The 13,811-nt window shown below is 47.3% G+C and carries 13 protein-coding genes; 3 read left to right on the top strand and 10 right to left on the bottom strand.

Features of this window, described 5'->3' with window-relative positions:
* Positions 1-5: 5 nt before the first annotated feature.
* The 9 genes from A8708_RS36260 to A8708_RS30820 form a co-directional block, all read right to left on the bottom strand.
* Positions 6-230 (bottom strand): hypothetical protein, encoded by a 225-nt coding sequence (locus tag A8708_RS36260; RefSeq protein WP_204787679.1) that lies wholly within the window; start codon positions 228-230, stop codon positions 6-8.
* 332 nt (positions 231-562) lie between these two features.
* Positions 563-1,198 carry a methylthioribulose 1-phosphate dehydratase gene (mtnB, locus tag A8708_RS30855; RefSeq protein WP_068670245.1) on the bottom strand — a complete coding sequence of 212 codons (636 nt, stop codon included), beginning with the start codon at positions 1,196-1,198 and terminating at the stop codon, positions 563-565.
* Positions 1,195-1,857, bottom strand: coding sequence for a 2-hydroxy-3-keto-5-methylthiopentenyl-1-phosphate phosphatase (locus tag A8708_RS30850; protein WP_068670244.1), 663 nt, complete (start codon positions 1,855-1,857; stop codon positions 1,195-1,197). The genes mtnB and A8708_RS30850 overlap by 4 nt, the downstream gene beginning before the upstream one ends.
* A complete protein-coding gene (locus tag A8708_RS30845) occupies positions 1,854-3,122 on the bottom strand; it encodes a 2,3-diketo-5-methylthiopentyl-1-phosphate enolase (protein ID WP_068670242.1) in 1,269 nt (422 codons plus the stop codon). Before A8708_RS30845 ends, A8708_RS30850 begins: the two co-directional genes overlap by 4 nt.
* 54 nt (positions 3,123-3,176) lie before the next feature.
* Positions 3,177-4,046, bottom strand: coding sequence for a pyrroline-5-carboxylate reductase (gene proC / locus A8708_RS30840; RefSeq protein WP_068670240.1), 870 nt, complete (start codon positions 4,044-4,046; stop codon positions 3,177-3,179).
* Positions 4,047-4,068: 22 nt separating this feature from the next.
* Complete coding sequence (locus tag A8708_RS30835) at positions 4,069-5,316, bottom strand: glutamate-5-semialdehyde dehydrogenase (RefSeq protein ID WP_068670238.1); 1,248 nt, start codon at positions 5,314-5,316, stop codon at positions 4,069-4,071.
* Between the two features lie 11 nt (positions 5,317-5,327).
* Positions 5,328-7,031 carry a proline--tRNA ligase gene (locus A8708_RS30830; RefSeq protein ID WP_068670234.1) on the bottom strand — a complete coding sequence of 568 codons (1,704 nt, stop codon included), beginning with the start codon at positions 7,029-7,031 and terminating at the stop codon, positions 5,328-5,330.
* Between the two features lie 40 nt (positions 7,032-7,071).
* Entirely contained in the window at positions 7,072-8,172 is a 1,101-nt protein-coding gene (gene proB, locus A8708_RS30825; RefSeq protein ID WP_068670232.1) for a glutamate 5-kinase, read from the bottom strand.
* 372 nt (positions 8,173-8,544) lie between these two features.
* Entirely contained in the window at positions 8,545-9,744 is a 1,200-nt protein-coding gene (locus A8708_RS30820; protein WP_275667946.1) for a pyridoxal phosphate-dependent aminotransferase, read from the bottom strand.
* Positions 9,745-9,899: 155 nt separating this feature from the next.
* On the opposite strand from A8708_RS30820, the gene A8708_RS30815 reads away from it, so the two are divergent.
* The 3 genes from A8708_RS30815 (at position 9,900) to A8708_RS30805 (ending at position 13,069) form a co-directional block, all read left to right on the top strand.
* Entirely contained in the window at positions 9,900-10,430 is a 531-nt protein-coding gene (locus A8708_RS30815) for a DUF1572 family protein (RefSeq protein WP_068670230.1), read from the top strand.
* A 109-nt stretch (positions 10,431-10,539) separates the two neighbouring features.
* On the top strand, positions 10,540-11,340 hold the full coding sequence (locus tag A8708_RS30810) for a carbon-nitrogen family hydrolase (RefSeq protein WP_068670228.1): 801 nt from the start codon (positions 10,540-10,542) through the stop codon (positions 11,338-11,340).
* A gap of 346 nt (positions 11,341-11,686) precedes the next feature.
* Positions 11,687-13,069 (top strand): glycine--tRNA ligase, encoded by a 1,383-nt coding sequence (locus A8708_RS30805; protein WP_068670222.1) that lies wholly within the window; start codon positions 11,687-11,689, stop codon positions 13,067-13,069.
* 77 nt (positions 13,070-13,146) lie between these two features.
* On the opposite strand, the gene A8708_RS30800 is transcribed toward A8708_RS30805, so the two are convergent.
* The gene (locus A8708_RS30800; RefSeq protein WP_068670221.1) at positions 13,147-13,638 is read right to left on the bottom strand and encodes a cysteine dioxygenase; all 492 of its coding nucleotides are present in this window, start codon (positions 13,636-13,638) and stop codon (positions 13,147-13,149) included.
* Positions 13,639-13,811: the final 173 nt, after the last annotated feature.

The raw sequence follows: 13,811 nt of genomic DNA, 5'->3' as shown, positions 1-13,811 counted from the left end.
TTATTTCAGCATAAAAAAGTGCCTTTTCGCACTTTTGCGCAATAAAATCCATTGAAGAGCAAAAAATAAGTGCCTATTTGCACTTTTGCAAATACATTCACTCCATTGAAGAACAATAAAGGTGTTATTTGCCCCAACCGTATCCGTAACTTAATCCCCTTCACCGCAACCGCTACTGTAACTCCCGCTGCAACTCCCACTGCTACTGTAACTGCTACTGTAACTGCCACTGTAACTGCAACTGCTTCCGACTACTAAACCGCATACCGCTCTTCAAAACATTCACCATTACCTCGACCACCACCTGGCGAATCCCACTACCTAACTCCGAACCTCAGACTGGCCCAATACTCTCACACAAAGCAGTTAAGGAATGAGAGGACGCTATTTGAGCTCAAATAGCGAAATAAAAAAGTTGCGGAACGTGGTTTCTCTATTTCGCAACGAGTGCAAGTAACGCACTCGAAATAACAAAATAGCGTACTGACGTTCCACAACTAGATATAATTGGGAGATTCCCTTAATTGCACACTAGGAAGTCCCCAGTTGCACGTGGATAAAATTACTTCTTCATTACATGCAAGCGGTACACATATTCGAATAGGAATTCGAATGCCTCAAGATGCCGTTTGGCCTCAAAAGCATTCGCGCCCCAAGCGTAGATCCCATGCTTGCGAAGCACGATACCAGGAATACGTGGCACGATTGCACCTTCGACAAGCTCAGCAATGCGCGGGATCTCTGCATAGTTTGGCAAGATAGGAATCTCAATTTGAGCTTCTTCATCCCAAATATTGAACGCTTTGATGAGTTCAACGCCATCAACGGGTATGCTTCCGCGTTCAGCGTATAGTTCAGATGCTAGATTGTTATAAATCGTGTGCACGTGGAAAATGGCGCCAGCGCCTGTTAAACGATAAATCTCACTATGGATCAAGGTTTCCGCAGATGGCTTAAGGCTAGTAGCTTCTATCGGCAAGCCTTTCTCATTGACGAGAAGGAAATCCTCAGGAGTTTGAATGGATTTATCTCTTCCGCTAGACGTAATAGCGAAGGTGAAAGCGTTCGGTTCAAAGCCGCCAACACGGACAGATAAATTACCGCTTGTCGCTGGAAACCATCCGCGCGCTGCTAGATTTGTTTTGATGTCACGCAATTCAGCGAAAGCACGCTGTTTTTCTTCTAGTAAAATACTCATTTGACGGGTTCAGCCTCCAATTGCTTAATGATGTCGAAGAAAGATTCGAAGGGGTGGTAGGCGTAGCCAAGTTGTTCACAACGATCAATAAGATGCGATCTAGCAAAGATCGTATCCACTAGCTTTGCTCCTTCAAAGTCAGTAATGCTGTCTCCGATTATAATGCGTTCATAACGCTCGGGATCGTAGGAACGAATGATGCTTGTTTTGCACATGCCGCAGTCGGTTGTACAATGTGCATCGCACGGATTCGGCCATAGAATCTCAATGGTTTCCCCTTCGAATGAGCTAGCATTGCAATAAATATGATCCTCAGGAATAGCAAACGCGCGAAGCAGTGGATATATAAAGAAATCGATGCCCCCGCTTGTAATCAAAAGGGTAATTCCTTGCTCCTTGCAGTAAGAGACAAATTCTTCAAAGCCTTCACGGATCGTCGCGTTGTTAATCGCATAATCGACAATCTCCGCTTTGCGAGAAGTAGGGAGGAGGGCAAACATCGCCCCAACGCCTTCACGAATGGAGATTTGTTGTGTCACAATCCTCTCAACGATGCCTTCCCAACCCTCTGGATTGAAATGCTTCATAATGGCTACAATGTTATCGTTAACGGTGATCGTACCGTCAAAGTCACAAAAGATAATGCGTTCCTTGCTCATTCTCTAATCCCCCATGTGTCAATAGCTGATTGTAGCTCTGGATGTGATAGGGCGTATTCACGCAATGTCATGCCTTGTAAAGTTGCATCGATTGCTTGACGGAACGCATGTCCACCAGCAATCGTTCCCATCGGGTGACCGTGGATACCGCCGCCTGCGTTCACGATAACATCCTGACCGAAATCACGTAAGATGAGTGGCACTAGACCAGGATGGATACCCGCGGAAGGGACCGGGAAGCTAGGAGCTAATGTTAATTTTACATCAGACGGAGCCTGATACGTGTAATCTTTACGTAAATCCTGCGTTAATAACACATGCTTAATGGCCAAATTCTCTTCCTTCGGCATAACAACGGAGCCATAAGGAGAAGGGAATAACACCAAATCGGCACCCGCAAGGCGCATTAATTTGCCCAAGAGGACGGAAGGCGAGATGCCGTAGTGTGGCGATGGATACATAGCACCAGCCATAGCAGGATGTGCCATGATCGGAATGTTGATTTCCGGGTCTGCGCTTAATTCATGCAGCACATCGAAGCCGTATGCCAACACGTTAAATAACAAGGCATTGGCCCCTTCCGCAATGGCTTTCTTCGCTTGGGAAGCAAGTTTAGACGTTGAACCGGTCAAGTTTACAGCATAGAGCAGCTTCTGGCCCGTCTCCTTCGTGGCTTGCTCAGCTGCTTCAAGACAAATCGCAATGCGTTTTTCCATAGGTGTTAAAGGATTTTCGAATAAAATCTCATCGTCCTTGATCAGATCAACGCCACCAGCAGCCTGTAAGTAAAACTGTTCACGCAATGCAGGCAATTCATACCCGACAACGGATTTGAAAATGCTCATGAGCAGGGGACGGTTATGTACGCCAAGGAGATTGCGAACGCCTTGCATACCAAATTTCGGACCCGGGAACCCAGCTAAGAAATCAGAAGAGAAGGCAAGGTCGATCAGCTTGATTTTGCCATCCATAGAAAGCTTGCCGAATACCGTCACTAACAACGCGGGGATATCGCGGCTATAGTTCACATCGGGATAAGCGATCGTAATATCCGCATAGCGGCCCGAAATAGGTTCATCTGCCCCAGGCTCGTGGACTTCAACGGAAACAACCTTACCCAAATGCTTCTCCATCGAAGCTTTCTGAGCCTCAGGCAGCTCCGTCCAACTGCCAACAGTAAGGCCAACTGCGATGCCTGTTGCTTTTTTATGAAAATCGGCTTTCTCATCGAAACTCCGATACGTTGCTAAACAATATGAACTCATGATGCATCTTCACCTGCTTTAACTAGAATCTTAAATCATAGTCGAGAAAAAAGATTAGACCGATTTGCCTACAGGACTGTTAGGCGCGATTAGTTCGCCCATTTCTTTGGTGCGAGCAGCACAGTGCAATACAGCTTGGTGAATAGCCTCGTCGAAGTGATAGCGATCCAAAGCTTGAATAGCAGCATGTGTAGCGCCGTTAGGCGACGTCACTTTGCGGCGTAGTTCCGCAGGGTGTTCCTTCGTATTGTGCACCATGTGCGCGGCACCGAGCACCGTTTGAAGAGTTAGTTGATTCGCATCTTCTGGGGATAGACCGCCTTCGATGCCTGCTTTAATCATCGCTTCCATAAGGTAATACACATAGGCAGGACCACTGCCGGAAATACCAGTGAGGATTTCAAGTTTGTCTTCTTCTACAATCGTAACAGTTCCGACCGCTTCAAACATTTGGAGGGCAAGCTGCTTGAATGTATCATTAACCTTAGACGAGAAGCTCATTCCTGTCGCGCCTAATCCGATGGTGGAGGACGTATTTGGCATCGTACGAACGATTGGCGAGTTGGATTTCAGAAGTCTTTCAGCCTTCTCGATGGAAAGGCCTGCAATGACGGAAATTAACAGCTGTCGCTCGTTCAAAAGCGGGCCAAGTTCGGCAAAAGAAGACTCCACATCTTTCGGTTTCATGCAGAGAACAACAATATCGGCTTCTTGAATTAATATGCTTTTCGTCGCTTGATCGGAAGTGGCTTCAACGCCATACTCCGAACACAGGAAGGCCAAGCGATCCTGATTGGAGCGATTCATCATAGCAATATTTTGCGGGTCCGCGACTTTGGTTTGAATAAGTCCGCGTACGATAGCTTCAGCCATGGAGCCTGCGCCTACAAAAACAATTTTCATTTGCGATAACATGATTGACATCCGTTGTTCCTCCTCCTAAGGTTTATTCGCGTATTTGTCCGCTTCCGTAGACGCGGTATTTGGTTGATGTTAACGCAGGCAGCCCCATAGGACCACGTGCATGAAGCTTCTGTGTGGAGATACCGATCTCGGCACCGAAACCAAACTCAAAGCCATCGGTAAAACGTGTTGAAGCATTATGATAAACAGCAGCAGCATCCACTTCTTGCAAGAATTTCTCTGCATTCGCAGCATCTTCTGTTACGATACATTCCGAGTGCATCGTGCCGTAGTTACGAATGTGAGCTAGCGCCTCATCTAGATCCTTAACAACTTTGATGTTTAAAATATAATCCCCGTACTCCGTGCCCCAATCAGCTTGTTCAGCGACCAGCATGCTTGGTACCAGTTCTCTGGAACGCACGTCGCCTCTAAGCTCAACGTTAACCCCTTGGAATGCTTCAGCAATGGCAGCAAGATGTTTCTCAGCAATCGCTTCATGTACGAGCAACGTTTCCATACTATTACAAACAGATGGGCGCTGTGCTTTGGCATTAATCCCAATGCGAACAGCCATATCAAGTTGAGCACTCTGATCTATAAAAGTATGACACACCCCTGCACCTGTTTCAATGACTGGGACGGACGCGTTATTGACAACATTTTGAATAAGTGAGTGTCCGCCACGTGGAATTAGCACGTCAATGAGGCCATTCAGTTTCAGCATTTCATCGACGGAGCTGCGATCTGCGCTTAGGATTAATTGCAGGGCATCTGCCGGCAGGTCCGAACGCTCTAAAGCTGCATGCAGGACTTCCACAATTTTCTCATTCGAAAACAGGGCAGAGGATCCGCCACGCAGGACAACGGCATTGCCGGTTTTGAGACATAAACCTGCAGCATCGACCGTCACGTTCGGTCTCGCTTCATAGATAATACCGATAACGCCTAGTGGTACACGAATTTTACGAATTCGTAATCCATTAGGGCGATCGAAAGATTCGAGCATATCACCAATTGGATCAGGCAGCTCAGCAATTTGACGAAGGCCTTCGGCCATTGCCGCAATGCGCGTTTCGTTAAGCGCCAAACGGTCTAGCAGTGAAGCGCTGGTGCCTAGCTCTTTGCCACGCTGCAGATCCTTGCTATTAGCTTCAATGATCGCTTGTTGTTCCGTAATTAAGGCGTCTGCCATCAGCAATAAGGCTGTATTTTTTTGCTCAGTTGAGAGATTGCCCATTGCTTGGGCAGCTTGTTTGGCAAGCTTGGATTTGTTAATAACTTCACTCATGGGAAGACCTCCTAGTTGAAAAAGGTTTGGCAATGCGTTAACAATTGTTCCACGTTCAGCTCATAGGCAGAATCGCTGCGTCGTTCTTTACACTCGACCATTCGTTCGTTTGCCTTTTTACCTATAGTAAGTCGTAAGGGGAAGCCGAGTAAATCGGCATCATTAAATTTCACGCCAGGACGTTCCTCGCGATCATCCCAAAGGACCGAATAGCCCGCGCGAGTTAACGCGTGGTAGATTTCCTCGGATAGAGCCATTTGGGTTTCATCCTTAACTTGAACAGTTAATAGATGAATGGAATAAGGGGCCAGCGTCTTTGGCCAAATAATGCCTCGCTCATCATGATGCTGTTCAATGACGGCAGCTAACACGCGTGACACGCCAATGCCATAACAGCCCATAATCATGGGCTCGGATAGACCATTCTCATCAGTGTAAGAAGCACCTAGCCCCTCACTATATTTGGTGCCGAGTTTAAATACGTGCCCAACTTCAATGCCTTTTGCAAATGCGAGCTCATGTCCGCAGTGGATACAGGACTCACCCTGGCCGACATTGCGAATATCCGCATAAGTCAATGTACCAAGATCACGCTGTACATCCACGTGTTGTAGATGATAGTCGGCTTCATTGGCACCAACTACGGCACCAGCCAGCCCTTGAATCGAATTGTCCGCAATCACTCTGACGGAGGCTAGACCGATGGGTCCAATGAATCCAGCAACGGAACCTAATGCAGTAATTTCGGATTCTGTCAGCATGGTGATTTCATCCACACCAAGAACATGCTTTAACTTGATTTCATTGATTTCGAGATCGCCACGGAGCAGTACGATCACAGGTGTACCATCAGCTTGAACAGCCACTGATTTAATAATGTGCTGCGATTCAATCGAGAGGAATTGGCTTAATTGTTTGATGCTCGTTACACCTGGTGTATGAACTTTCGTAGGCTGTGCATGGGGTACATCAATGGATGATGTCCCTTTATTGGTAATGAGGCCGGCGGCTTTCTCCAAATTAGCTGCATATTGACAGGAAGGACAATGTACGATTGTATCTTCTCCGACATCTGCCAAGGCCATAAATTCGTGCGTATCCGTACCGCCAATGGCGCCAGAATCTGCTTCGACCGCACGGAACTGCAGCCCGCAGCGTGTGAAAATGTTGACATAAGCGTCATACATCGCTTGATAGCTAACATCAAGCCCGCTCGCTGAGCGATCAAAGGAGTAGGCATCCTTCATTAAAAATTCACGTCCACGCAGCAGGCCGAATCGTGGTCTGCGCTCATCCCGATATTTCGTTTGGATTTGATATAACGTGAGGGGTAACTTTTTATAAGAATGAATCTCATCTTTCACGAGTGTAGTAATCACTTCCTCATGTGTCGCACCTAGGGCAAACTCGCGGCCTCCTCGATCTTGGAGTCGCATTAATTCAGGACCGTAGACGTCCCATCGACCAGAGGCTTTCCATAATTCGGCAGGATGGAGGGCAGGCATGAGCATCTCTTGGGCACCTGCGCGGTCCATTTCTTCTCGTACAATCGTTTGAATATGTTGTAAGGCCTTAAGACCCGTAGGTAAGTAGGAATAAATGCCGCTCGATAGTTGACGAATGAGCCCTGCACGCAGCATAAGTTGGTGACTGACCGCCTCGGCATCTCCCGGTACATCTCGTAATGTTGGATTAAGTAATCGCTGTTGTCTCATGAGTAAGGGAGCACCTCGCTTTCTTCACATCGGTTAACAATTAAGTCAAAGGCACCCATTCATCTCGGTGAATGACCTCGATGCGTGTCACTTCGACGCGTTTCTGGACTTCGTCGGTCGAAAGGCCTGCTGCTGCTTGCACTTGCCAAGCCGCATAATTGACGACGCCGCGGCCCAGCAGGAGGCCTTCGCTGCAGATAACCTCGACCACGTCGCCGGGGTGGAAGTCGCCAACCACTGACGTGATGCCAGCGGGGAGGAGGCTCTTCCCTCCGTTGACCAAGGCAGCCTTCGCGCCTTGATCAACGATGATTTGCCCTTGGGGCAGCGAGTGGAAGCCGACCCACTGCTTCTTGACCGGCAGATTGTTCAGCGCCGTGTCAAAGTAAGTGCCCTTGCCAGTGCCGCCAACGGCAAGGTCCAGATCACCGGGCTCGAGTACACGCCCGATGAAGACTGGGACGCCCCCGCGCATCGCGATGCGTGCGGCCTCGACCTTAGAGCGCATGCCGCCGGTGCCGACCGCGCTCCCGGAGCCTCCAGCGAAGGAGAACAGCTCATCGCTGATGGCGTCTACGCGATCGATGCGCTGTGCGTTCGCATTCTTGCGAGGATCGTCCGTGTATAGGCCGTCCATATCCGTAATAATGATCAATTTGCTCGCTTTGACCAAATTGCCTACTAACGCCGACAACGTATCATTGTCGCCGAATTTCAGTTCATCCACCGAGACGGTGTCGTTCTCGTTAATAATGGGGACGACTCCGCGCTGCAGGAGCTCATCAATCGTCATCATCGCGTTCTGCACGCGCTTGCGGTTGGAGAAGTCGTACCGGGTCAGCAGAATTTGCGCCACGCTTACGCCGTGGGACGCAAATGCTTCATGGTACGCCTGCATTAAGAGCGCTTGGCCGACGGCAGCGGCGGCCTGCTTCTCGTGCAGCACCTTGGGTCGTGTACGATAGCCCAAGGAAGTGAAGCCTGCGGCCACTGCGCCAGAGGTTACGAGCAGCACTTGGCTGCCGCTGCGCTGCAATTGCGCGAGCTCCGCCGCAAAAAAACGTATCTTATCCGGGTTTAAACCACCCGTATCTGAGGTTAATGAGGAGCTGCCGATTTTGACTACGATTCGCTGAGTCATGTTCATCCCATCCTTCGATTTCCAACTATGTAGATACAAAAAAGACTCCCGTCCTTAAAACATAAGGACGAAAGTCTGTTGCTTCCGCGGTACCACCTTAGATTAGCGCATATCAAATAGAAGCGCTCTACTCTAGATTCCCTGTATAACAGTAGGGTTCTGTTCAACTCATCGTTGACGGTTCAGGGGCGGGTTCAGATTCGGTTCACGGCAAGCTCTCTCAGTCGGTGGAGCTTACTCCCTGGTTACGTGCGGTCACGATTCCTACTATTCCCATCATAACGTTGCTGTTTGAAATTTTGATTCTATCTAGAATAGCATGGTACGTGAGGCTTGTAAAGGAGAAAAAGACCAGTTTCCAGTACCATTTCCTTAAAAAAGGTTCAACTTTCCAATTCGCTGCACTGCCTCAGCTAACCGTTCTTCTGAAGATAGAAGCCCCAATCGAACATAACCTTCACCATGCGTCCCGAATCCAACACCTGGTGCTACGACGACTTTAGCTTCTTCCAAAAGCAAATCGGCGAGGCTCTGTGAAGAGTGTCCTTTGGGCACTGGCAGCCAAGAGAAGAATGAGCCTTGCGAGGGCTTAGCGTTCCAACCAATGCTTGCAAGTGTCGTGTACAGCGCATTCCGACGACTTTCATACACATCACGCAGCTCTGTCACACAATCCTGTGAGGCCGTTAATGCAGTAGCAGCCGCTGCTTGGATACCACCAAACAACGAGCAATAGTAGTGATCCTGCATTAGGTTAATGAGACGGATGACTTCTTTATTACCCAGGGCGAAGCCAACTCGCCAACCGGCCATGTTGTACGTTTTGGACAACGTATAGAACTCAATCCCTACTTCCTTCGCACCAGGAGTTTGCAGGAATGAGATGGGCTTCTGACCATCGAATCCAATTGCTCCATAGGCGAAATCACTAGCAACAACAACACCATTTTTCTCAGCAAATGCAACGGTTTCCTCATAGAAAGAAGCAGGAGCCGTAGCACCCGTCGGGTTGTTCGGGTAATTAATGAACATTAGCTTGGCACGGTCCAAGTCAGACTGTTTCAACTGCGAGTAGTCAGGCAGGAAATTATTTTCCTCACGCAGCGGCATGAAGGCCATTTCGGCACCCGCAAGTGCGACACCTGACCAATAATCTGGATATCCAGGATCGGGTACTAGGCAGACATCGCCTGGATTCAATAAGCATTGAGCAATTTCGATAAGTCCTGTTTTGCCGCCAAACAAGATGGCCACTTCTGTATCGGGATCCAAATCTACGTTGTGATCCTCTTTGTAACGCTGTGCAATCGCCTGTTTCAGGAATGGAAATCCGCTAAATGGCGGGTATTTATGATACAACGGATTTGCGGACGCTTCTTGGATGGAAGCCACAATATGTGGTGGCGTAGGACGGTCCGGATTACCTTGGCCCAAATTAATGACATCATGGCCAGCGGCGATTTGTGCATTTGCTTTGCCAACGAGCGTTGCGAAGAACTGTGTAGGTAGACCTTTCATTCTTTCAGCAGGTTGTATGGCAAATCGAGAAGATGTAGATGATACGTTTGTCACGGCTTAATTCACACTCCGGAGGTCGGGATTTTAAATGATACCCTAAATGTAACATGATTAAACTTTTTTTCATAGTCGATGAAAATAATCAATTGTACTTCATTTTGCCCTTGTCATATGATGGAAGCACACATACGTGAAGGAGTTGAATGAGGATGACAGATCAAGCTCATGTTGCCGATGTTTTTCTACAGGAATCCATACGTGCATTTCAAAGTATGAAGAAGCTCGGGGATCAAGCCTTCGCCCAGACGAGTGAGCTCTCTTTCCATCAGACTCTAGATGAAGAATCTAATTCCCTTGAAGTGATTATCAAGCATATGCATGGAAATATGTTGTCCCGTTGGACCGATTTCTTAACCACCGATGGTGAAAAAGAATGGCGAGATCGCGATAGTGAATTTGAAGGGGAGCGTCACTCCCGAGAAGAATTACTTGCTCTTTGGGAAGAGGGATGGCAGGTTCTGTTCGCGACATTGCAAACATTGACTGCTGAAGATGTGCTGTCACTCGTTAAGATTCGTGGGGAAAGCCATAGTGTTCTGCAAGCCATTCAGCGTCAAGTATCACATTATGGTTATCACGTCGGACAAATTGTGTTGCTCTGCAAACATTGGGCTAGTCACGATTGGCAGACACTTAGCATCGCGCGAGGTCAGTCCAAACAATTTAAACCTAAGTTATAGTTAGTGGCCGAATCGGAACAAAGGAACAAGAGAGTGTTGAGTTAGGCGCACATTTCGACTACTATGTACACATACATGCATTTTCTTGAATTGGAAGGAGTCTTCTGAAATGTCCCAATCCCAACTACTTAACCTTGCACTCATTCAAATGGATATTGCCATTGGTGATCCGGATAGTAATTTTGCTCATTTAGAAAAGCTGCTGCTTGAAGCCGTGAATGTGGAGCAGAAGCCAGATGTTCTTATTTTTCCAGAGATGTGGAATACGGGTTATGCATTAACTGAAATTCATCAATTGGCTGATGTGAACGGCGAGAGGACCAAAGTATTCTTAAGCACTTTTGCTCAAACACATCAGGTGAACATCATTGGTGGATCGATTGCAGATAAGAAAGAAGAACGTGTTCTGAATACGATTTATGCCTGGGATCGCCATGGTAACGAAATCGCGGAGTATTCCAAAATCCATCTCTTTCGACTCATGGATGAGGAGAAATTTTTGCATAGCGGGGAACAATTAGGCTTGTTTGAGCTAGAAGGGGTACCTGCTGGGGCGATGATTTGTTATGATATTCGTTTTCCAGAGCTGTCACGTAAATTGGCGTTAGATGGAGCACGCATTCTGTTCGTACCTGCAGAGTGGCCGCATCCAAGACTGCATCACTGGCGTACGCTTCTTATGGCACGTGCGATCGAGAATCAAATGTATGTCGTATCGTGTAATCGCGTGGGGACGAGCGGAACGACGAATTTCTTCGGTCACTCAATGGTTATCGACCCATGGGGTGAGGTGCTTGTTGAAGGTGATGAGAACGAGGCGATACTTCGAGCTACAATTGATCTCGAGGAAATTATCCGTGTACGGGGCAAAATACCCGTTTTTGAAGATCGTCGTCCCCATTTATATTAGGGAAGTTGATTTTTGTGTCGAAATTTTGTAAACTAAAACCAATTGAAAGATCAATTGTGGCTGTGAAGGATGAATAGTACTTGAAGCACTTCATGTTCAGCGAACTGGGGATGGTGAAAGCCCAGAATGAAGCTCAAGGAAACGGCTATCCGGAGCCAATACGATAAAGGGGATGCATACACGATTGTATGTATCAACTAGGGTGGAACCGCGGGTGCTCAAGCTCTCGTCCCTAGGCATTATTTGATGCCTTTGGATGTTGAGCTTTTTTGATGTTTGCTCATATCCAAACGGTTGTCATCGGGCGCAGTCCCACCAACTAGATAGTTGAAGGAGCGATTGAACAATGAGTGTAACAATGGAGCAAGTCGTCGCATTAGCGAAGCACAGAGGTTTTGTTTTCCCAGGTTCAGAAATTTATGGCGGTTTGGCAAATACGTGGGATTACGGTCCGCTTGGCGTGGAATTGAAGAACAATATCAAACGTGCTTGGTGGAAAAAATTCATTCAAGAGTCCCCTTACAACGTAGGTTTGGACGCAGCGATTTTGATGAACCCGCAAGCATGGGTGGCATCTGGTCACGTAGGGAACTTCAACGATCCGATGATCGATTGCAAAAGCTGTAAAGCCCGTCACCGCGCGGATAAATTGATCGAGAACAAACTGGCTGAGAAAGATATCGAAATCATCGTTGATGGTATGACGTTCGATGACATGATGAAGCTGATTGTGGAACACAACATCGTGTGTCCAGATTGCGGAAGCAAGGATTTCACAGATATTCGTCAGTTCAACCTGATGTTCAAAACGTTCCAAGGTGTAACAGAAGCAAGTTCTAACGTTGTGTATCTACGTCCTGAAACAGCACAAGGGATCTTCGTTAACTTCAAAAACGCACAACGTACGATGCGTAAAAAGCTGCCATTCGGTATCGGTCAAATCGGTAAAAGCTTCCGTAACGAAATCACGCCAGGTAACTTCACGTTCCGTACGCGTGAATTTGAACAGATGGAACTTGAGTTCTTCTGCAAGCCAGGTGAAGACTTGAAATGGTTCGAGTACTGGAGAAGCTTCTGTCATAACTGGTTGCTTACGTTAGGTGCTAAAGAGGAAAACCTGCGCCTTCGCGACCATAATGACGATGAGTTGTCTCATTATAGTAATGCAACAACGGATATCGAATACAAATTCCCGTTTGGTTGGGGCGAGCTTTGGGGCATTGCGGACCGTACGGACTACGATTTGAAGCAGCATATGGCGCATTCAGGAGAAGATTTCAACTACATTGATCAAGAAACGAATGAGCGCTATGTTCCTTACTGTATCGAGCCTTCCCTTGGAGCGGACCGTGTAACTTTGGCGCTGCTAATCGATGCATTCGAAGAGCAGAAGCTTGAAGGTGATGACAGCCGTACCGTGCTTCACTTCCACCCAGCATTGGCACCAATGAAAGCAGCGATTTTCCCACTTTCCAAGAAATTGAGTGAAGGTGCACAGGCTGTTTTCGCCGATCTTGCGAAGCACTTCATGGTCGATTATGATGATACTGGTTCCATCGGTAAAAGATACCGTCGTCACGATGAGATCGGTACGCCATTCTGTATCACGTACGATTTCGAATCCGAGACGGATGGTCAAGTAACGGTACGTGACCGTGATACCATGGAACAAACACGTATGCCGATTTCGGAATTGAAATCCTTTATCGAAAATGCGCTGCAATTCTAATCTTTGATGAAATAGAAAACAAATGGAAACCCCTTGTGAGCGCGTCATTAGGACGCAAGCGCGCAAGGGGTTTTTCGTTAGATAACATAATCTAAGACATCACTATATGGTAAGTAACGTCGAACTTCACGCAGCGGTGGTGTATATACATGAATTGAAATCGCCGGCTCATGAAAAGGATTACTTAATTGGTGGATTTGCTCAGCAGGCGCAGTGAAATATTCCCCCGATTGGATGAAGTCATCCTTATGAGCAACAGGATAGCCCTCTGAATCTAACGAGAAGGTTGAATTCACCAAGGAACCTAAGACAAGATAAGCCGCCCCAACGGACAAGCCGTGATTATGGATGGCTGTTGAGCGGGAAGCCGGAATGTGGATTACGATAACTTCCAGATCGGGTGAGCTAAACACCACATTTCTGCCATAAGGCAGCTGTGTTGGCTCGGTTTTGAAGTCTGGAACGAAAGATAGATTTCGCTCTATGGATTGCAGGGCTTCCACTAATTGTTCCAGAGTAGGTGCATGCAATTTACAGAATGTCTGTTCAATTGCGGGGATAAGCGTCATTGGCATCTCGCCTCCTAGGCATACTTATCTCTTTATCAAATATTATTTGAGGAAGGATAAGTTTTGTTTATATAATATGCCTCGGTGCGTCAAATGGTTAGGGATAAATGAAAGAAGTTGAAGCGGAGATCATCCAATAATAAATGATTTAGGACGCAAAGGGACTATTCCTT

The organism is Paenibacillus oryzisoli (assembly GCF_001653565.1).
Taxonomy (GTDB): Bacteria; Bacillota; Bacilli; order Paenibacillales; family NBRC-103111; genus Paenibacillus_E; species Paenibacillus_E oryzisoli.
This window is presented reverse-complemented; position numbering and strand designations above follow the sequence as displayed.